At 64.3% G+C, this 18970-nt stretch carries 19 protein-coding genes; 5 read left to right on the top strand and 14 right to left on the bottom strand.

The window, feature by feature from the left end:
- Positions 1-20 precede the first annotated feature (20 nt).
- The 13 genes from holB to BM338_RS13410 all read right to left on the bottom strand — a co-directional run bounded on the left by holB (position 21) and on the right by BM338_RS13410 (position 12234).
- Positions 21-956 (bottom strand): DNA polymerase III subunit delta', encoded by a 936-nt coding sequence (gene holB / locus BM338_RS13470; RefSeq protein ID WP_090451464.1) that lies wholly within the window; start codon positions 954-956, stop codon positions 21-23.
- Positions 953-1591 carry a dTMP kinase gene (tmk, locus tag BM338_RS13465; RefSeq protein ID WP_090451462.1) on the bottom strand — a complete coding sequence of 213 codons (639 nt, stop codon included), beginning with the start codon at positions 1589-1591 and terminating at the stop codon, positions 953-955. The genes holB and tmk overlap by 4 nt, the downstream gene beginning before the upstream one ends.
- Positions 1588-2625 carry an endolytic transglycosylase MltG gene (gene mltG / locus BM338_RS13460; RefSeq protein ID WP_090451460.1) on the bottom strand — a complete coding sequence of 346 codons (1038 nt, stop codon included), beginning with the start codon at positions 2623-2625 and terminating at the stop codon, positions 1588-1590. Before mltG ends, tmk begins: the two co-directional genes overlap by 4 nt.
- Complete coding sequence (gene pabC, locus BM338_RS13455; RefSeq protein ID WP_255367307.1) at positions 2622-3452, bottom strand: aminodeoxychorismate lyase; 831 nt, start codon at positions 3450-3452, stop codon at positions 2622-2624. Before pabC ends, mltG begins: the two co-directional genes overlap by 4 nt.
- Positions 3452-4804: an aminodeoxychorismate synthase component I gene (locus BM338_RS13450; protein ID WP_090451458.1), complete on the bottom strand. Its 1353-nt coding sequence runs from the start codon at positions 4802-4804 to the stop codon at positions 3452-3454. Before BM338_RS13450 ends, pabC begins: the two co-directional genes overlap by 1 nt.
- A gap of 7 nt (positions 4805-4811) precedes the next feature.
- Positions 4812-6050, bottom strand: a complete 1239-nt coding sequence (gene fabF, locus BM338_RS13445) for a beta-ketoacyl-ACP synthase II (protein WP_090451456.1) — start codon at positions 6048-6050, stop codon at positions 4812-4814.
- 226 nt (positions 6051-6276) lie between these two features.
- Complete coding sequence (gene acpP, locus BM338_RS13440) at positions 6277-6516, bottom strand: acyl carrier protein (RefSeq protein WP_090451453.1); 240 nt, start codon at positions 6514-6516, stop codon at positions 6277-6279.
- A gap of 165 nt (positions 6517-6681) precedes the next feature.
- Positions 6682-8295: an ArnT family glycosyltransferase gene (locus BM338_RS13435; protein WP_090451451.1), complete on the bottom strand. Its 1614-nt coding sequence runs from the start codon at positions 8293-8295 to the stop codon at positions 6682-6684.
- A gap of 113 nt (positions 8296-8408) precedes the next feature.
- Positions 8409-9152 (bottom strand): 3-oxoacyl-ACP reductase FabG, encoded by a 744-nt coding sequence (fabG, locus tag BM338_RS13430; RefSeq protein WP_090451448.1) that lies wholly within the window; start codon positions 9150-9152, stop codon positions 8409-8411.
- Positions 9153-9210: 58 nt separating this feature from the next.
- Positions 9211-10155, bottom strand: a complete 945-nt coding sequence (gene fabD / locus BM338_RS13425; RefSeq protein WP_090451446.1) for an ACP S-malonyltransferase — start codon at positions 10153-10155, stop codon at positions 9211-9213.
- 202 nt (positions 10156-10357) lie between these two features.
- Positions 10358-11332, bottom strand: a complete 975-nt coding sequence (locus tag BM338_RS13420) for a beta-ketoacyl-ACP synthase III (protein ID WP_090451444.1) — start codon at positions 11330-11332, stop codon at positions 10358-10360.
- A 154-nt stretch (positions 11333-11486) separates the two neighbouring features.
- Positions 11487-11681, bottom strand: a complete 195-nt coding sequence (rpmF, locus tag BM338_RS13415) for a 50S ribosomal protein L32 (RefSeq protein ID WP_090451442.1) — start codon at positions 11679-11681, stop codon at positions 11487-11489.
- Positions 11682-11718: 37 nt separating this feature from the next.
- Complete coding sequence (locus BM338_RS13410) at positions 11719-12234, bottom strand: YceD family protein (protein WP_255367306.1); 516 nt, start codon at positions 12232-12234, stop codon at positions 11719-11721.
- A gap of 157 nt (positions 12235-12391) precedes the next feature.
- Between BM338_RS13410 and BM338_RS13405 the strand changes: the two genes are divergently transcribed.
- Together BM338_RS13405 and BM338_RS13400 are read left to right on the top strand one after the other, a co-directional pair.
- A complete protein-coding gene (locus BM338_RS13405; protein WP_090451437.1) occupies positions 12392-12847 on the top strand; it encodes a hypothetical protein in 456 nt (151 codons plus the stop codon).
- The gene (locus tag BM338_RS13400; protein ID WP_090451435.1) at positions 12844-13428 is read left to right on the top strand and encodes a Maf family protein; all 585 of its coding nucleotides are present in this window, start codon (positions 12844-12846) and stop codon (positions 13426-13428) included. The genes BM338_RS13405 and BM338_RS13400 overlap by 4 nt, the downstream gene beginning before the upstream one ends.
- Before the next feature lie 7 nt (positions 13429-13435).
- Here the strand turns inward: BM338_RS13400 and BM338_RS13395 are convergent, their stop codons facing one another.
- The gene (locus BM338_RS13395) at positions 13436-15034 is read right to left on the bottom strand and encodes an ArnT family glycosyltransferase (protein WP_090451433.1); all 1599 of its coding nucleotides are present in this window, start codon (positions 15032-15034) and stop codon (positions 13436-13438) included.
- A gap of 41 nt (positions 15035-15075) precedes the next feature.
- Here BM338_RS13395 and BM338_RS13390 point away from each other — a divergent pair, with 41 nt between their 5' ends.
- Genes BM338_RS13390 through BM338_RS13380 form a run of 3 tightly spaced genes read left to right on the top strand, consistent with a single transcriptional unit; the run spans position 15076 to position 18949 of the window.
- A complete protein-coding gene (locus BM338_RS13390) occupies positions 15076-16017 on the top strand; it encodes an AAA family ATPase (RefSeq protein WP_090451431.1) in 942 nt (313 codons plus the stop codon).
- 11 nt (positions 16018-16028) lie between these two features.
- Positions 16029-16985 (top strand): DUF58 domain-containing protein, encoded by a 957-nt coding sequence (locus BM338_RS13385; protein ID WP_090452523.1) that lies wholly within the window; start codon positions 16029-16031, stop codon positions 16983-16985.
- Positions 16982-18949 carry a transglutaminase TgpA family protein gene (locus tag BM338_RS13380; RefSeq protein ID WP_090451429.1) on the top strand — a complete coding sequence of 656 codons (1968 nt, stop codon included), beginning with the start codon at positions 16982-16984 and terminating at the stop codon, positions 18947-18949. The genes BM338_RS13385 and BM338_RS13380 overlap by 4 nt, the downstream gene beginning before the upstream one ends.
- The last annotated feature ends 21 nt before the right edge of the window (positions 18950-18970 follow it).

Below are 18970 nucleotides of genomic sequence, written 5' to 3'. Positions count from 1 at the left end.
CGAACAACTGAGTCGCAGCCTCAGCGCCAGCGCGCGAGCAGCTCCAACAACAACAGATCACCGCGCAATGGGCCACGCAAGGCATCGCGCGCCCGATTGGCGGCGATATACCAATCACCGAGCGCCTCGGCGTCGAGCGTGCTGGAAAGCGGACCGCTCCCCGTGCCGGCCTGTGCCTTGGCCTCGTCTGCCGCCGCTTGAGCGGCAAACCACAAGCGCTGTCCTGGCTCGTTGTCCAGCCAGCGACGCACGACTTCCATCGCTTCGCCGCGGCCGGCGGCCAGCGCCGCGAGATCCTCGCGCACTTCCTGGCGGCGGGCGAGCGCCCCCTCTTCCGACCAAGCCTTGGCCATGCCGGGATTGCCACCCGCAGCATCGAGCGCTGTAGCGGCATCCTTCACACCCCCGGCTTGCAGCCAGGCCAGGGCCTGTTCGCGCGGTGGCAACTGGAACTCGATGCGCTGGCAGCGACTGCGGATGGTCTGCGGCAGACGCCACGGCGCGTCCGCGACCAGCAGCAGCAAGGTATTCGGCGAAGGCTCTTCCAGGGTTTTCAGCAGCGCATTGGCGGCAGCCGCATTCATCGCATCCGCCGGATCGATGCTGGCTATCTGCCAGCCGCCGAACTGGCTGGACATGGCCAGTCGCGCCGACAGACCGCGGATCTGGTCCACCACGAGCTCACTGCGCTGGACACCGTCCTTGCGCAAGCCGTAACTCAACGCGACCACATCGGGGTGAGTTCCCGCGTGGAGCAGCTGGCAGCTGCGGCAATGGCCGCAAGCGTCGCCATCCACTGGCTGCGCGCATAGCAGGCCACGCACGAAACGATGCATGAAATCGCGCTTGCCCAATCCGGCCGGACCGCAAAGCAAGAGTGCATGAGGCATTGCATCGCGCTGGCGCCGCGCTTGCAGGCGCGCCCAATGCTCGGCATGCCACGGCATTGCCGTCATGCCGCCACCTCAAACATAGGTGCCAACGCGGCAGTGGCTGCCTGCAGTACCTCTGTCGGCGTTCGGCTAGCATCGATCACCCGGAAGCGCACCGGATCCGCGGCGGCGCGCGCGCGATACGCTTCGCGCACTCGCTCGAAGAAGGCATCCGCCTCCACTTCGATGCGGTCAGCCTCGCCGCGGCCAGCAGCGCGGGCACGTCCGGTCGCTACCGGCAAATCCAGCAACAGAGTGAGATCCGGCGAAAGCCCATCGGTGGCCCAGCGCTCCAATTCGGCAATACGCTCGACCGGCTGCCCGCGGCCACCACCCTGATACGCATAGCTCGCATCGGTAAAGCGATCACACAACACCCAGCGCCCCGCCGCCAACGCGGGCTCGATCACTTCGCGCACCAGTTGCGCACGCGAGGCGAACATCAGCAGCAACTCGGCCTCAGCCACCATGCCGTGGCGCGCGGGATCCAGCACGATAGCGCGCACGGCCTCGCCCAGCTCCGTACCGCCCGGCTCGCGGGTCAGCACCAGATCCATGCCGTGCGCAACGATGTGCTCGCGCAGGCCGGCGAGCAAGGTGCTCTTGCCGGCGCCTTCGCCGCCTTCCAAGCTGATGAATTTTCCGCGCTTGTTGCTCATGGGCACCGCTTCAACTGATAGCAGGCAACGTTGTGGTTGTGTTCGTCCAGCGTGCTGGAGAACACATGGCTGCCATCGCCACGCGCAACGAAGTAAAGCTCGCTGCCTGAGGCCGGATGCAGCGCCGCCTCGATCGCCGGCTTGCCCGGCAGGGCGATCGGCGTCGGCGGCAGACCGGAACGGGTATAGGTGTTGTAAGGCGTATCGGTAGTGAGATCGCTTTTGTGGATATTGCCCGCGTAGCTCTCGCCCATGCCGTAGATCACGGTGGGATCGGTCTGCAGCAGCATGTGCGTCTGGAGGCGCCGCACGAACACACCGGCAATGCGCGGCCGCTCGTCGGCGCGACCGGTTTCCTTCTCCACAATGGAAGCGAGGATCAGCGCGTCATAGGGCGTCGCCAGCGGCAGCTTCGGATCACGCTGCGGCCAGAGAGCGTCCAGCATCTTGCCCATGGCAGTGTGAGCGCGCTTGAGAATGTCCAGATCGCTGTCGCCCTTCACATAGGCGTAGGTCTCCGGAAGGAAGCGGCCTTCCGGCACCTCGCCTTCCGCCCCGATCTTCTGCATGACCGCAACATCGTCCAGTTCCGCGCCGTCCTGGCGTAGCTTTTCCGCTTTCGCCAGCGCCTGACGCAGATCGCGGAAAGTCCAGCCATCGACGATAGTGAAATTGCGCTGCAGCACTTTGCCGGCCGCCATATCGGCAAGCAGGTCGCGCGGCGTCATGCCGGCACTAAGCGCGTATTCGCCTGCATGCAGCCGACCGGCCACGCGCAGTTGTTCGGCCAGCAGGCGCCAATACAAGGGCTGCGCAGTGCTGATGCCTTGCTGCCGCAACTGCGCCACGATGTCCTTCAAGCTGCTGCCGCGCCCGACGTCGATACTTTGTCCCGACGCAGCCACGTTGAGCGGGGACTGACTAAAACGAGCGTAGTCCCGCCACGCATAGGCCAATGCGCCGGCAATCGCCAGCAACACCAGGAGAACCACGCCACGCCACAAGGCGCGACCATGCATCGTGCGTCGACTCATGCCTGCTCCATCGGAAAACCCAGGGCGCGCCAATGCCGTTGCATGGCACGGGTGACCGGCCCGGAAACATACACGGTATCGGCCACGGCCTGAACTGGCAGGATGCCGCGAACGCTTGAACTGAGGAAGAGTTCGCTGGCGTGACGCAGCTCATCCAGAGCAATATCCCGTACCCGCACCGCGTGCGTGGCCAACACCTCGGCGCGCGCAACGCCGGCCACACCGCAGCGTTCCAGCGAAGGGGTGACCAGGCCGCCATCGATCACGGCGAACAGGTTGGCCATCGTCGTCGATACCACCCTGCCCGACGTATCGCAAAGCAGACCGTCGGCCACGGCCGGGTCGCTCCACTCAGCCCGGGCCAACACCTGCTCCAGGCGATTGAGGTGTTTCATGCCCGCCAGTCGGGGTTGCTCGGCCAGCCGGATGTTACAAACGCGCAGGCGCACGCCCTGCGCGTAGATATTTGCAGCCCATGCGGGGGCAACGAAACCGGCAACAACGCGATGAGGTTGCACGACGACCGGAAGCGCATAACCGCGCTCGCCAAGACCGCGCGTGACAGTGATGCGCACTACTGCCTGCGCCCACCCCTGTGCGACCTGCAAGGCTTCCGCCAATAGAGATTCCACATCGGGAACCGGCAGTAGCAATCGTACACAGCTGTCGCTCAGCCGCTGCATGTGCCGCGGCCATAACGGCGCTACTCCGTCCACGAAGCGAATGGTTTCAAACAGGCCATCGCCATAGGCAAGGCCGCGATCCAGCGCGGGCAATACATCGCTTGCCTGGCCGTTGACCAGCATGCGCACCTGCGGTGCGGACATCAACCAGCCACCCCAAGCGCGCGCAACAGCCCACGGGCCTTGGCGCGCGTCTCGTCCAACTCCTTCTCCGCCACCGAATCCGCCACGATGCCCGCACCAGCGCGCAGGCTCACGTCCTGACCAGCAAGGGTGAAGGTGCGAATCAGGATGTTCAAATCGAGGTCGCCATTGCGATCGAGATAACCCAGAGCGCCAGTGTAGGCGCCACGCGGGGCGTCCTCCAGCGCAGCGATGATCTCCATGCAACGCACCTTGGGGCAGCCGGTGATGGTGCCTCCCGGGAAGGTCGCGGCGATCACCTGCCCCGGCGTCACTCCCGCACGCAGCCGGCCGCGCACGTTGGAAACGATGTGGTGCACGTGAGCGTAGCTCTCCACCACCATCAGCTCGTCCACTTGCACCGTACCCGGCACGCAGACGCGGCCAAGATCGTTGCGCTCCAGATCAATCAGCATCACATGCTCAGCGCGCTCCTTGGGATGCGTGCGCAGCTCGCGGATGCGGGCCAGTTCGTCGTCCGACGGCGTACGCGGGCGCGTGCCGGCGATCGGCCGGGTCTGTGCCACACCATCGCGCACCTCCACCAGCCGCTCCGGCGAGGAACTCACTACCGCCCAAGCTGGCTGCTGCAACAAGCCAGCGAACGGCGCCGGATTCGCCTCTCGCAGCGAAGCGTAAAGCGAGGCCGGCGACGGCGATTGCGCATAGCGCGCACGCCAGGCGCGCGACAAATTGACCTGAAAGATATCGCCGGCCTGCAGATGCTCGTGAATGCGTGCCACGCCATCGAGGAAGCGTTGCGGGTCGTCCTCGCCTATCTGCACTGCCGCAGGCAAGGCAGGGATGACGGGTTCTGCGGCGATGAGATCGACTTCCAGCTGGTCGAGCAGTGCTTCGTGGCCCGGCTCGGCGATCAGCACCGTGCTTTCGTTCGTATGATCCACGATCGCCGCCACCGGGCAGCGCAATGCGAGAGCAACGGGCAATTCGTGCGGATCGCGCAAATGCAGACGTGGTTCAATTTCGCCGGCCAGCTCGTACGCGAGCAACAGCACCCAACCACCATGGAACGGCAAGCCGTCATCGGTCTCGCGCGGCAGGCGCTCGGCCTGCCAGGCGTGGTCCAGCGCATCGAGAAATTTGCCAGGGCGCTCCTGGCCTTGCCCATCAACCAGACAGCCATCCGCATGCAGCGTCAGGCTGTCCTGTGGAAACGCAAACAGGATGTCGAAGCGCGCCTGCGGCGTACCGCGCACTACGCTTTGCAACAGACAGGGATAGCGCTCTGGAAATGCAGCGGCCGGCGCGAGCAGATCGCGCCGGCCGTGCAAAGTACGACGAAGACTGGCCACCCGTCGCTCAGACGCGACGGAATGCCAGCGTGCCGTTGGTGCCGCCAAAGCCGAAGGAGTTGGAGATCACCACATCGAGCTTGGCATCGCGCGCCGTGTGCGGCACGAAGTCGAGATCGCAGCCTTCGCTCGGCTCGTCCAGGTTGATGGTCGGCGGCAGCACCTGATCGCGCAGTGCGAGGATGGAGAAAATCGCCTCCACGCCACCGGCCGCACCGAGCAGATGGCCGGTGATGGATTTGGTCGAACTCATCGCCAGTTTGTAGGCGTGATCGCCAAACACCTTCTTGGCCGCCATTACTTCACCCAGGTCACCCAGCGGCGTCGAGGTGCCGTGTGCATTGACGTACTGCACTTCGGACGGATTGATGCCGCCATCCTTGAGCGCACTTTCCATGCAACGCGCGGCACCTTCGCCACCTTCGCTGGGTGCAGTGATGTGATAAGCGTCGCCGCTCATGCCGAAGCCAATCAGTTCGGCGTAGATCTTCGCGCCGCGCGCCTTGGCGTGTTCGTACTCTTCCAGCACCAGCACGCCAGCACCATCGGAAAGCACGAAGCCATCGCGGTCCTTGTCCCACGGACGGCTGGCCTTGGTCGGCTCGTCGTTGCGGGTCGACATGGCTTTGGCCGAGCAGAAGCCCGCCATCGCCGTGCCGGTGGTAGCGAACTCGGCGCCACCGGCGACCATCACGTCGGCATCGCCGTACTGGATCATGCGCGCGGCGAGGCCGATGTTGTGCGTACCGGTGGTGCATGCGGTGACGCAGGCGATGTTCGGACCCTTCAGGCCGTACATGATCGACAGGTGGCCCGAGACCATGTTGATGATCGAGCTGGGCACGAAGAACGGCGACACGCGACGCGGGCCCTTATCGTGCAACTCGATCGAGGTGTGCTCGATGGTATGCAGGCCACCGATGCCGGCAGCGACTGCCACGCCGATGCGCGGCGCGTTGGCTTCGGTCACGTCCAGTCCGGAATCCTTGAGGGCCTGAGTGCCCGCAGCGATGCCGTAGTGGATGAACGGATCCATCTTCTTGATCTCTTTCGGGGCAATCCAGTCCGACGGCTCAAAACCGCGCACCTGACCGGCGATGCGAGTGGCATAGGTCGTGGCATCGAAATGGGTAACCTGACCGATGCCGCTGACGCCCTTGAGGATGTTGTCCCAAGCCGTAGCGATATCGTTGCCAACCGGCGAGATGATGCCGAGTCCGGTGACAACCACACGTCGTTTGCTCATGCTGATCTTCCTTCATGGTTCCGTGTATCTGCCGCGGAGGCAGCCGTCCCGCACCTGACGAGTGCGGAGACGTCGTCTTGCCCGTATGGCGTGCATCCATCGCACCATACGGGATCGGACGTTGCAAAATGCAGAAACGAAAACTGCGCCAATGTGGCGCAGCTTTCGGTATCGCATCGTGGGCGGGTGGGCTGCGCCGAACGCGCCGGCCGCCACGAATTGATCATTACTTGGCTTCGTGGGCCTTGATGTAATCGATGGCCTGCTGAACCGTGGTGATCTTCTCGGCCTCTTCGTCCGGAATCTCGCACTCGAACTCTTCCTCGAGAGCCATCACCAGTTCAACGGTGTCCAGCGAATCCGCGCCCAGATCGTCCACGAACGACGAGCCCGCCTGGACTTCATCTTCCTTCACGCCCAGCTGCTCGACGACGATTTTCTTGACGCGCTCTTCGATGGTGCTCATGTTGCCAATACCTCCCAAGGACAAAATAGCTGGCGGATTGTAGTGGCTAAGCTCAGAGCCCGCCATGGTCCGCCAACGTTGGTAAGGCGCAGGCCCTGGGGACCGGCGCGAAAGGGTAATTGTCGCCTAAAAAAGGGCCGCTGGCGACAGTCCCGACGAAACCGGTCAGCGGACCGCCGTCTCGGCCGGGGAAGTGGCCTGCCCACTCGGCGCGGCGGACCAGGCTGAAGCGGGCCGCAGGCCGACCCAGCCGTTGGCCACCCGGGTCAAATGCTGCGTTCCAGCCGGCAGCGCATGCGACGACCACACCAGCAAAAAGCCATCGGGATGCTGCCGCGCCCATTGCGGTGGATCGTCGGTGGTGGACAAGGGTTCGGGCAGACGCGCCAGGAACGTAATCAGCCCCGGCTCATTGCCGGCACGCACCAACGGCACACCCTCCTGGCGCATCTGCGCTACCGTCTGCGCGAGTCCGCGCAGATCCATCACACCCAGCGCCTGAGTACGGATCAGCGGCAACAGTGCGATGGTCAGAAACAACATCGCCCAGGCCACCCGTCGCTCCGGCATCAACTCGTTCGGCCGCAGCAACAGCAGGATCGATAGCACGACCAGCGTGGCGGTCAGCGTAAACAACGCTTTCACTACACCGGGCGAAACCGGCATTGGAGTCATATCGCCAGGGCGCAGATATGCCCATAGCAAGAGCGCCGCCACCAGCACGGAAAATGCCAACATCCGTCGCGAAGCCAGCAAGCGTGGATCGTGTCGCAACAAGGCACCCAGCCACAAACACAAGCCGGGGAACAGCGGAATCAGATAGTGCAGCTGCTTGCCGCTCACCAGACTGAAACCGATGAAGGCCGGCAGCGTAGCGCACAAGCCGAAACGCGCGGCCATGGAGGACATCGTCACTGCGTGCGCCGTCCTCAAACGACTCCAGCGCAATACCAGCGGCCACGGCAGCAGCAATGGAATCAGCCATTGCAGATACCACCATAACGCGCGGTTGTGCGCGAAACTCTCGACCACGCGCCCCGCCGTCTGCGTGACCAGTAACTCCTTCGCGTCCGCAAGACCCAGATGCTTCACGGCTGCCAGCGCCCACAACAGCACCGGCACACCGCCCAGCACCACGAACAACACCGCCACGCCAATGCGTCCCCACGAAGGACGCGACGCTTCCGACAGCACCCACCAGCGCGCCAGCACGATCGGCGGCAGCAGATGCAACAGCACCACAGGCCCCTTCGCCAGCATCCCCAGCGCACTGCCGAGGAACATCAGCCACAGGGCATGGCGTGATCCGTCGCGCATCCATTGCATAACGGCAAGAAACGCCAGCAATACACAGAAACACAACAGCACGTCGAACATCACCACGCCGGCGAACAGCTGAAAATACAGAAAGCCCAGCATCAGCCAGGGCGCCTGTCCCGCGGCATCGCGGTCGAGCCCGCGTTCAAGCTTTTGCACCACGGCAATGCAGCCGGCGGCGAACAACACCGGCAATACGCGCGCGCCCCACAGCGATACGCCAAACAGGCTCCAGTCGAGATTGAGCAGCCAGAACAACAGCGGTGGCTTGTCGAAATACGGGAAGCCGTTGAGGTGCAGCGTGATCAGCTCGCCGGACTGGCGCATTTCCCAGGCGATGCTGAGATAGCGTGTTTCGTCAATCGGCACCGGCGGCAAGATACCCAGGAAGGGCAGCAGCAAAAACATCGCCAACCACGGGTTGGCATCCAGGCTAGCTCGCAGACGTCCCAAAGCATTCATGCCATCCAGTTTCCGTGGCCCTACTTAGGCCGATCTTAGCGCTGGAGGATGACGTCGAGACGTGACGAAACACTTCACAAAAAAGGCCGGCCATGCAGGCCGGCCTTCGATCATTACGGCATGTACATGCCGCCGTTGACGTGCAGTGTTTCGCCGGTGATGTACGCCGCCGATGGTGACGCCAGGAAGGCCACTGCCTTGGCGATATCGTCCGCCTCGCCCAAACGCCCTAGAGCGATCTGCCCGAGCAGAGCCTGCTTCGATTCCTCCGGCAGCGCGCGCGTCATATCGGTATCGATAAAGCCGGGCGCCACCACATTCACGGTGATGTTGCGGCTGCCGATTTCGCGCGCCAGCGACTTGGAGAAAGCGATGATGCCAGCCTTGGCCGCGGCGTAATTGGACTGTCCCGGATTGCCGGTGAGGCCGATCACCGACGCGATCGAAATAATGCGCCCTTTGCGTGCCTTCATCATGCCGCGCATCACCGCCTTGGAGGTGCGATACACCGAGGTGAGATTGGTATCGAGAATGGCCTGCCAATCCTCGTCGCGCATACGCATCAACAATTGATCGCGGGTGATGCCGGCGTTATTGACGAGGATCGAGACCGGTCCAAACTCCTTGCCGATCGCACCGATCAACGCGTCGACGGCAGCGCCATCCACCACATTGAGTACGCGGCCGTGACCGCCATGAGGCGCCAGGCGCTCACCGATCGCTGCTGCGCCACTCTCGCTGGTGGCAGTGCCGATCACGGTGGCACCCAGTGCCGCCAGTTCGTTGGCGATGGCCGCGCCGATGCCGCGGCTGGCGCCGGTGACGAGGGCGATTTCGCCTTGCAGTGTCTTGCTCATCTGTATCGCTTCCTGAGTGAGGCTCAACGGAAAAAGTCATGCATCGCGCGGGCGATGCTTACGTCCATTCAGTGCGGGTGGCGTCAAGGTCGGCCGGCGCACCCATGGCGCGAGCGTCGACGCTCTTGTCGATGCGCTTGATCAAACCAGCCAGCACCTTGCCCGGACCACATTCGGCCACACGCGTGGCGCCACCGGCGACCAGTGCCTGCACGCATTCGGTCCAGCGCACCGGCAGATAAAGCTGACGCTGCAGCGCCGCGCGGATGTCGTCGAGATTGTCGTAACTGCGCGCCTCGGCGTTCTGCACCACCGGGATCGATGGCTGCTGCCATTGCAGTGCAGCCATGCGCTCGCCGAGCTTATCGGCGGCGCCACGCATCAGCGCGCAATGCGACGGCACCGAGACCGCCAGCTTGATCGCCTTCTTCATACCGAGCTCGGCGAGTTTCGCGAGCGCGCGATCCACCGCTTCACTGTTGCCGGCAATCACCAGCTGGCCCGGCGAATTGAAATTGGCCGGCGATACCACCTGCCCTTGCGCCACTTCTTCACACACCGCAGCGATCTGCGCATCGTCACCCCCCAGGATCGCCGCCATCGCCCCGACGCCCGGCGGCACCGCCGCCTGCATCAGGCGACCGCGCTCGGCGACCAGTGCAGCAGCGTCATGCAGCGACAAGGCGCCAGCACACACCAGCGCGCTGTACTCACCCAGGCTGTGTCCGGACAACTGCGCCGGCTGCGCACCGCCCAGTTTTTGCCATACCCGCCACACCGCCACACTCGCGGCCAGCAGTGCTGGCTGCGTGTTCTCGGTGCGGTTGAGTTGGTCTTCCGGCCCCTGCTGGCTAAGCGCCCACAGATCCACCCTGGCGCCCTGCGACGCCTCGTCGAAGGCGGCCTTCACTTCCGCGTGCTCTGCGGCCAGTTCCGCCAGCATGCCCACAGACTGGGAGCCCTGGCCGGGAAAGACAAAAGCGAGCGATGCGTTCTGGCTCATGAAAGAAAGATTTCCGTCGACGAAAAGCGGAATGGTGCCAGCAACGCCGGCCGTACGCAGCAGGATGGCCTGATTCGAGGGGCGAGCAAAGGGCTAAACGGTGAAAGTTCGCGCAGGACGCCCAACAAAAAAGCCGACGCCCACGGCACCGGCTTTTCTTTAACTTCTCTGCTCCCGGCCGCTGACCGGCAAGCGCGCCGACTTAATAGCGCAGCAGCGCCGAAGCCCAGGTAAAGCCGCCGCCGAAAGCTTCCAGCAGCAGGTTCTGGCCGCGCTGCACCTTACCGGAACGCACGGCGTAATCCAGCGCCAGCGGAACCGAGCCGGCCGAGGTGTTGGCGTGCTTGTCGACGGTAACGATCACCTGCTCCATCGGCATGTTCAGACGCTTGGCGGTGGCTTCGATAATGCGCAGGTTGGCCTGATGCGGAATCAGCCAATCCAGCTGGGACGCTTCCATGCCGGCTGCCTTCAAGGTCTCTTCGACCAGGGCGTCCAGCGTCTTCACCGCCACCTTGAATACTTCACGGCCGCTCATGTTAATGCGCACGCCGTGGTTCGGCTCGTCCCTGAAGCCCACGGAGACGCCCACCGGATTCCACAGCAGTTCTTTGTAGCCACCGTCGGCATGCAGGCAAGTGGCATAAATGCCCGGCTCGCTGGAAGCCTCAAGCACCACCGCACCGGCGCCGTCACCGAACAGCACGCAGGTTTCGCGCTCGCTCCAGTCAACCATGCGCGTGAGCGTCTCAGCACCGATCACCAGCACTTTCTTGGACTGCCCGCTGCGGATGAACTTATCGGCGATGCCCAAGGCGTAGACAAAACCGGAACAGGCCGCGTTGACGTCAAAAGCCGCGCAACCGTTGGCACCCAGGCGATGCTGCACCAGGCACGCAGTGGAGGGAAAAATGATGTCGGGCGTGGTCGTGCCCAGCACGATCAGATCCAGCTCGGACGCCTTCACGCCCGCGGCTTCCAGCGCGCGCTGGGCGGCGAGGAAAGCGAAATCACCAGTCGTCTGGCCTTCGACGGCAACGTGACGCTGACGAATGCCGGTGCGGCTCTGGATCCATTCGTCACTGGTGTCGACGAACTGCTCCAGGTCGGCGTTGGTCAGGACGCGCTCCGGCAGTGCGCTGCCGGTACCAGTGATGCGGGCGTAGATCGGGGCCATGGGCTATCCATCAGCGAATCGGCGCACACGGCACCTCATCCACATCAGGGATGACCGCCCGCACCAAGACAGCAAAGTTACGTTCGTGAGCGCCTAAACGCAAAGCGGCGCGTCGCCGCGCCGCCATGCGGAACCGTATCCCTTGCGGGAACGATCAATCCTCTTCGACCACCGAGGTGCTGGTCTCGATGACTTTCTTGCCACGGTAGTAGCCGTCCTTGGTGACGTGGTGGCGCAGATGCACCTCGCCGCTGGTCGGATCGGTGGCCAGCTGCACGGTCTTCAGCGCATCGTGCGAACGACGCATGCCGCGGGTGGACGGGGTTTTGCGGCTCTTGGCAACGGCCATGGTGACTCTCCAGCTAAGCGATTATGAAAATCGGCAGTTATTTCTTAAGTTCGCGCAGAATCGCGAACGGGTTATCGGAACGACCCTCGCCGGAAGTGGCTTCCGGCGGCGGGGCTACTACTTCGTCGGGCAGCGCGCTGTCCGGGTTGACCGGGACCAGCGGCAGCACCAACAACAATTCGTCTTCGATGACGTCCGCCAGGCTCAGCTTGCCGTCCTCGGCGACCAGCAGCGGTTCGCTACCGGGCGGCAGGGCTGACTCCTCGCGCTCGTCCCGGATCAGGCCCAGACGACTGTCCAACGTTACCGGAAGCACAAACGGCTCCAGCGAACGTTGGCAAATCAGCGTGAGCGGAGCCTGGACGCGAACGTCGAGGTACGCCGTACCGAATTCGTCACGACCGAAATCCAGCTCGAATCGGGCCTCGCCCGTGGTATCCGCAAGGACCCCACCCAGACGCTGCATGGCGGCAATGGGCAACGACCCCTGGAACGAACGCCGCGCCGAGACCATGCGCCAAGCGTCCACGGACTCTGGCAGTGTCACGGACATAATCGCGAAATCTTAGGTTTGCTGGCGTTTGAAGTCAACATATTGTTTATACCGGACTAAACACCGCGCTTAACTTTTCGCGCTCCAGCGCATTTTGCCTGAACGGCACTCATGCGGCAGACTGCCGGCTCCGCCGCCCTCGAGCCGAACCGCTCACGTGAATGCCTATCTGACGCTTGGCTCGGTTGCGCTGTTTCTCGTACTGGTCGCCGCCGTCGCCGTGACCCTATGGTATCGGCGGCGCAATGACCGCCGCTCGCACAGCCTGCACCAACTGCTGGAACTGGCCGATCGCCTGGAAGGCGACCTGAAAACCTGCCGGGCCGGCCTGCAGCAAGCACATGCCGTGATGTCACTCAATCCCGACCTGCCGGCAGCCAGCGAACAGGAGGCCCGGCACGCGATCGAGGCCGGCCTGCGCTCGCTACTGCAGCAACGCATCTGGATCCGTGACGAGGCGCCGCGCGCCAGCCAGGATCAACTCGACGGCGCCGTCTCGACCATGATCGAGACGCGTGGCCGCCTGGCACCGCTGCTGGAAGCACTCGACCAGGCCCAGCACGCCCTCGACGATGCCATGCGCGAGCACATCCAGCGGGGGCCAGAGGCATGACCCTGCCCCGCCTGATCCTGGGCTCCACTTCCCGCTATCGCGCCGAACTGCTGCGACGCCTCTATCCCGAATTCGAACAGCGTGCCCCGGGCACGGATGAAACCGCGCTGCCGGCCGAAGCACCGCAGGATCGCGCCCTGCGGCTCGCCGTGGCCAAGGCCGAAGCCGCCGCGGACGGCCTGGACAACGCTTTGGTGATCGGCTCCGACCAGGTCGCCGAACTGGACGGCACCATGCTGGACAAGCCCGGTACTGACGAACGCGCCCGAGCCCAACTAGCCGCCAGCTCCGGTCGCGCCGTGCATTTCCATACCGCGCTATGCCTGCTCGATACGCGCAGCGGCAAACGTCATACCTATGTCGATCACACCCGCGTGCGTTTCCGCTCGCTGAGTGATGACGAGATCGCCCGTTATGTTGAGCGCGAGCAACCGCTGGACTGCGCCGGCAGCTTCAAGTGCGAAGGCCTGGGCATCAGCCTGTTCGAGCGCATCGACAACGAAGATCCCAGCGCACTGATCGGCCTGCCGCTAATCGCCCTCGCCCGCCTGCTGCGCGAGGCCGGCGTGGCATTGCCCTGAGCTCGCGTTATTGAGCGTAGGCCGCTGACGCCAAACGCCAGATCGAACAACCCGCTCCTGCTATCGGCGGCTGCACACCACCCAGTGCAGGAACGCGGCCCGCATAAAAGGCGATGCGCTTGCGACCACCGAACAAATCCAGCCGTCGTAGCGGCTGCGGTTCGACGATGCGCTGACAGAGCGTGCCCAGCCAGTCGGAACGCTCACGCACGCGCAGCGACGTTTCGTCGACAGCGAGCAACATCGGCGCGCCCGTATGCGCCTCGCGCAACGAAGCCTCATCGCGATGCCAGATCGCCAACTGCGGCGCCCGCCCATGCTTGGCGTTGAGAGGGCTATCCAGCACATAGATGGGTGCGGCGCCGTCCAACTGAAAATCGATCTCGGCCGCCAGCATAAAATTGTCCGCAACCAATACCGCAGGATGTTCACGCAGAAGCTCCCCCGCTGCGACACCGCTCTCGCGCCATCCAACGAAGCGGGCCGGAAACGCCTTCATGCTTGCCAGCACCTGCGCCCCGCTTTCACTCGCTGCAAGACTGAGATACGCGAACCCACTGAGCTGGCCGACGATCGCCAGTGCGACGGCACTGCAGGTGAACCAACGCACCCAGCGAATCTGCAACCGTGAACGCAACAGCACCGGCAACACACCGAGCAAAGGCAGATATCCCGGCAGTGGCCAGTGCGCGCGAAAACGCAACTCATCGGCGAACAAGCCCAATACAAAATAGATGACGAAGAAGCACAGCGAGACGATGGCGATGACATCCCAGGGAGCCCCTTCGCCACGCCTTCGCCAACTGCGATAAGCCGCCCACAACAGCAGCAGATAAAGCAAAGGCGTGCATGCCACGGCCTGTTCCAGCGGCTGCACCAGCGCATCAGCATGGAAGCGCCAGGGATTGCGCTCCACCACCTGAAATGCCACCCCGGCGCCGCTCTGCTGCCAATTGGAAATGAGCAGAGGGATCAGACCGAGCGCCGCTACTACCATCGCCAGCCAGAAACCGCGACGGCGCCATTGCTGGCGACCGCGTGGTGTCAGCACAAATAACAACAGGCCAGCCAGCATCGGCATCACCGCGCGATAGTGCGTCAGCCAGCACATCGCCAAAGCGCCACCGAGCATCAACCAGTCGCCGAGACGGTCACTCTGCATCGCGCGCAACACAGCCACCAGCGCGAGCATGCTAGCCACCGTCAGCGGGACATCCGGCAAAGCCAGCACCCCAAGACTTCCGGCCAGCGGCAACGCGAGACAAAGCAGCCCCGCCTGCCACCCGTCACGCGCATCGAACGCCTGCCGCGCGAACGCGACCACCAGCCAGGGCAAAGCACTCCCCAACAACAGGAACGGCCAGCGCATACCCAGCAGGCCATGCCCAGCCACACTCTCGCCCAACCGGATCAGCCATGCGGTCAGAGGCGGCAGATCGCTGTAACCCCAGGCTAAGTGGCGACTCTCCTGCCAATAGAACGCCTCGTCACCAAACGGCGACAGGCTGGCGGCGATCACCAGACGACCGAGCAGCAACAAAACGAAGGCAATGAGAAACGCGGCTCGCCAGCGCGCGAGGCCGAGGGCTACACTGCGGTCATGCACGGTTCACCCCCTGCACCGCCCCCACCTGCCGCCCAGATTCCATGTCCGCCATCACTCCGCTTCATGATGATGTTCTGCGCTCACGCCTCGACGCCGCCATGGCGCAGGTCAACCAGGTCCTGTTGGGCAAGCCCCGCCAGATCAAACTGGCTTTTACTTGCCTGATCGCAGGCGGGCATCTGCTGCTGGAAGACGTGCCCGGCGTGGGCAAGACCACACTGGCCCATGCGCTGGCTGCGAGCTTTGCGCTGGACTTCCAGCGCGTGCAGTTCACCAGCGACCTGTTGCCGTCGGACATTATCGGTGTGAGCGTTTATGAGCGCGAGACTGGACAGTTCCGCTTTCATCCGGGTCCGATCTTCACCGGCTTGTTGCTTGCCGACGAAATCAATCGCGCCACGCCAAAGACTCAAAGTGCGCTGCTCGAAGCAATGGCAGAGGGCCAGGTCACCGTAGACGGCCAGACGCATATGTTGCCGCAGCCGTTCTTCGTCGTCGCCACGCAGAATCCGCTGGATCTGGCTGGCACTTTTCCGCTGCCGGACTCGCAGCTGGACCGCTTCATGCTGCGGCTGTCGCTGGACTATCCCGATGCCGCCGCCGAACGAGCCTTGCTTACCGGCAGTGATCGCCGGGACCTGCTCGCGCAGCTGGTACCTCAGCTCGACGGCGCCGGACTCACCACCCTGCATCGGCAGTCCCAGACGATCACCGCTAGCCCGGCGCTGCTGGATTATCTGCAAGCGCTGCTCAGCGCGAGCCGGCGTCATGCAGAGATACGTGTGGGCTTGTCGCCGCGCGCTGGCCTCGCCTTACTCAATGCGGCGCGCACCTGGGCGATGCTCAGCGGTCGCACTCACGTGTTGCCGGAAGATATCCAGGCATTGTTCGTACCGCTGGCTGCGCACCGCCTGGTCCCCGCACGCGGCGCTAACGGCGACACACTCGCGCGCCAGTTGCTTGCCGAGGTCGCTGTGGGTTGATGGCCATGCCACTGGCCGAGACGATCCGCCGTCTGCAACACCGGGCCGAGCGACGCCTGCCGGCACTGACCCGCTATCGCCGCCCCGAAAGCCTGCCCATCGAGCTGCATCGTCGGCGTATCTATATCGTGCCTACCGGGCTGGGCCTGGCTTTTGGTGTCCTGCTGCTAGTGATGCTGGCCGGCGCACTGAACTATGCGAACAACGCCGCCTTGTTGCTGACCTGCCTGCTCGGCGCCGCCTGCGCGGCGAGCATGCTGGTCGCCTTTCGCAGCCTGGATGGCTTGCGCCTGGCAGCCATTCAGGCGGACCACGCAATTGCTGGTCAACCGCTTGTCCTGCATCTTCACTTCGATGCCGGCGTACGCGTGCGTCAGGCCATCCGCGTCCATATGGACGGCCAAACCCAAGCCTTCGCGATCCCCTCCCGTGGCCAGCTTGTTCTGCCGCTGTCGATGGCAACCACGCGACGTGGCTGGCAAGCGCTACCGCGCATCCAGCTGTGGAGCAGCTGGCCTCTGGGTCTGTTCCGCGCATGGAGCTGGTTGTACCCGGAGCAATCCGCGCTGGTATGGCCTTGCCCCGAAACCGGCGGACCGCCGCCGCAACTCGCTGCCGACGATCCGCTGCATCATCGCCTGCATCACGGCGAAGACCTGGCTGCCTTGCGCGACTATCGCGCCGGCGATCCGCAACGCCGTATCGCATGGAAAGCCAGCGCCCGGCACGACAGTCTGCTGGTGAAGGATTTCGAACAACCCGAGCCACGCCAGGAATGGCGTCTGGATTGGCGCCAGATGCCGAGCCTCAACCACGAGGCGCGCATCGCCCGTCTCGCTCGCTGGCTGGGCGAAGCGGAAGCGCAGGGCCGGCCAAGCAGCCTGTGGTTGCCGGAAGAGGACATCGGTCATGGCTCTGGCCCCGCCCACTACGCGCGCTGCATGAGCGCACTGGCGCGACTGCCGTGATTCGCCTGCGCCGGACGTCACGCAACGAAGCACCTCTCGACGGCCGCGCCTTCGACTTACTCTGCATCACCACTGCGGTCGTGCTGGGTTTGCACGCGTCCCATCTACCGCTATGGCTGAGCGCCGCCCTGGCCGCGGTGCTGGGTCTGCGCTGGTGGCAGCGGCGACGTCAGCCGGGCCGAGCGCCGATTTACCTGAAGTTGCCACTGGTCGCGCTGCTGGCGGCCACCGTGATCTTCCACTACGGCAACATCTTCGGACGCGAACCGGGCTCAGCGTTGGCAGTGGGTCTGCTGGTACTCAAGCTGCTGGAAACCGAAACACCACGCGACGCCAAGGTCGCGGTCGGCTTTGCCTGCTTCACGCTGATGGCGGCGCTGCTATCCGATCAGGGCATGGTTGCCACCTTTATCGTGGGGCTTGGTCTGGTACCGGCGCTGGCCACCCTGCGCGCCTTGCAGCCCGCACGTGTCGCGACCAGCCTGCCACGCGAACTGCTGCCTGGCCTGAGCCTGCTCGCCGCCGCGGTTCCGCTTTCGCTGCTCGGCTTTGTGCTGGTGCCACGGCTGGATTCACCGCTGTGGGGCGCGCCGCCTTCAGCGCAGGCGCGCACCGGCCTCAGCGATCGCATGTCGCCAGGCGACTTCGTCGATCTGCTCACCGACGATCATCCTGCGATGCGCGTGAGTTTCGACCAGACTTTGCCGGCGCCAGACCAACGCTATTTCCGCGCCTACGTAATGACGCACTACGACGGCCGCCGCTGGACCACGATGCCGACCGGGCAACCACCGGCGCCGCTTGAAGCGACCGAGAGCCAGAGCTACCGCATCACTCTCGAACCCAACGGCCAGCAAGTGCTGCCTGCCCTCGACGTGCCGCTGGAAGCGCCGCCACAGGCGAGACTGGGCGCGAACCGCGAAGTGATCGGCGGCAAACCGGTGCAGGATCCTCTGACCTATTCGCTGCGTTCCGCACTGCACTATCGTTTCCAGCCCGCGCTGGATGACGCCACGCGCCGGCGCAGCCTGTTACTGCCGGCCGGCTTCAATCCTCGCAGCCTGGCGCTGGCCGCGCAGTGGCGCGAGCGCTACGGCGATCGCGACGACGCCATCGTGCAGGCCGCGCTGTCGCTATTCCACGATGGCGGCTTCAACTACACGCTGGCGCCGGCACCGCTGGGCCGCGACGCCGTGGACGATTTCCTGTTCGCCACGCATGAAGGTTTTTGCGAGCACTATTCCTCCGCGTTCACCGTGCTGATGCGCGCGGCTGGCGTTCCGGCGCGGGTGGTCACGGGTTACCAGGGCGGCTACTGGAACAAGCTAGGCCAGTACCTGCTGGTGCGGCAATCCGATGCGCATGCATGGAGTGAGGTGTGGCTGGCCGGACGCGGCTGGGTGCGCGTCGACCCTACTGCCGCCGTGCGCCCCGAACGCGTCAGCCTGGGCGCCGCCGCGGTCGCCGCCAGCCAGTCGGGATGGCAGGGTCTTAACTGGTTGCAGGACCTTCGCAATCGCTGGGATGTCGTCAACCGCTGGTGGAGTGAAGGCGTTATCGGCTTTGACGCACTAAGGCAACGCGGGCTCCTCACGCCATTCGGCGTCCGCGATACCGACACAACCACCTTGAGTGTGCTGCTGACCATCGGCAGCGTGTTGTTCGCCGCGCTCGGGCTAGCCTGGGCGCTTTGGCGCAGACACGACGCCGACCCCATGCGGGCAGCCATGCAGACACTCGAACGGAAACTGGCACGTGCCGGCATTGCACGACGGAGCAGTGAAGGCCCGCAGCATTACCTGTTGCGCGCGGCGAGGGCCCTGCCCGCCCAGCGCGCGGAGCTCGACCTATTGATGAGGAGCTACCTCGACCTGCGCTATGCCTACGCCGTACCGCCGCCCGAATCCGTTCGCGGCTTTACGCAGGCAGTGCGGGATTTCCGGCCACGACACGTGGTCAAATGAACCGAATCAGTAGATTTGCGG

Origin of the sequence: Dyella sp. OK004 (assembly GCF_900114495.1) — a bacterium.
Taxonomy (GTDB): domain Bacteria; phylum Pseudomonadota; class Gammaproteobacteria; order Xanthomonadales; family Rhodanobacteraceae; genus Dyella_D.
This window is presented reverse-complemented; position numbering and strand designations above follow the sequence as displayed.

What these genes read in the sequence shown, in the direction of transcription:
- holB (WP_090451464.1), bottom strand. Translation starts at nt 956, where the DNA reads ATGACGGCAATGCCGTGGCATGCCGAGCATTGGGCGCGCCTGCAAGCG.
- tmk (WP_090451462.1), bottom strand. Translation starts at nt 1,591, where the DNA reads ATGAGCAACAAGCGCGGAAAATTCATCAGCTTGGAAGGCGGCGAAGGC.
- mltG (WP_090451460.1), bottom strand. Translation starts at nt 2,625, where the DNA reads ATGAGTCGACGCACGATGCATGGTCGCGCCTTGTGGCGTGGCGTGGTT.
- pabC (WP_255367307.1), bottom strand. Translation starts at nt 3,452, where the DNA reads ATGTCCGCACCGCAGGTGCGCATGCTGGTCAACGGCCAGGCAAGCGAT.
- fabF (WP_090451456.1), bottom strand. Translation starts at nt 6,050, where the DNA reads ATGAGCAAACGACGTGTGGTTGTCACCGGACTCGGCATCATCTCGCCG.
- acpP (WP_090451453.1), bottom strand. Translation starts at nt 6,516, where the DNA reads ATGAGCACCATCGAAGAGCGCGTCAAGAAAATCGTCGTCGAGCAGCTG.
- BM338_RS13435 (WP_090451451.1), bottom strand. Translation starts at nt 8,295, where the DNA reads ATGAATGCTTTGGGACGTCTGCGAGCTAGCCTGGATGCCAACCCGTGG.
- fabG (WP_090451448.1), bottom strand. Translation starts at nt 9,152, where the DNA reads ATGAGCAAGACACTGCAAGGCGAAATCGCCCTCGTCACCGGCGCCAGC.
- fabD (WP_090451446.1), bottom strand. Translation starts at nt 10,155, where the DNA reads ATGAGCCAGAACGCATCGCTCGCTTTTGTCTTTCCCGGCCAGGGCTCC.
- BM338_RS13420 (WP_090451444.1), bottom strand. Translation starts at nt 11,332, where the DNA reads ATGGCCCCGATCTACGCCCGCATCACTGGTACCGGCAGCGCACTGCCG.
- rpmF (WP_090451442.1), bottom strand. Translation starts at nt 11,681, where the DNA reads ATGGCCGTTGCCAAGAGCCGCAAAACCCCGTCCACCCGCGGCATGCGT.
- BM338_RS13410 (WP_255367306.1), bottom strand. Translation starts at nt 12,234, where the DNA reads ATGTCCGTGACACTGCCAGAGTCCGTGGACGCTTGGCGCATGGTCTCG.
- BM338_RS13400 (WP_090451435.1), top strand. Translation starts at nt 12,844, where the DNA reads ATGACCCTGCCCCGCCTGATCCTGGGCTCCACTTCCCGCTATCGCGCC.
- BM338_RS13390 (WP_090451431.1), top strand. Translation starts at nt 15,076, where the DNA reads ATGTCCGCCATCACTCCGCTTCATGATGATGTTCTGCGCTCACGCCTC.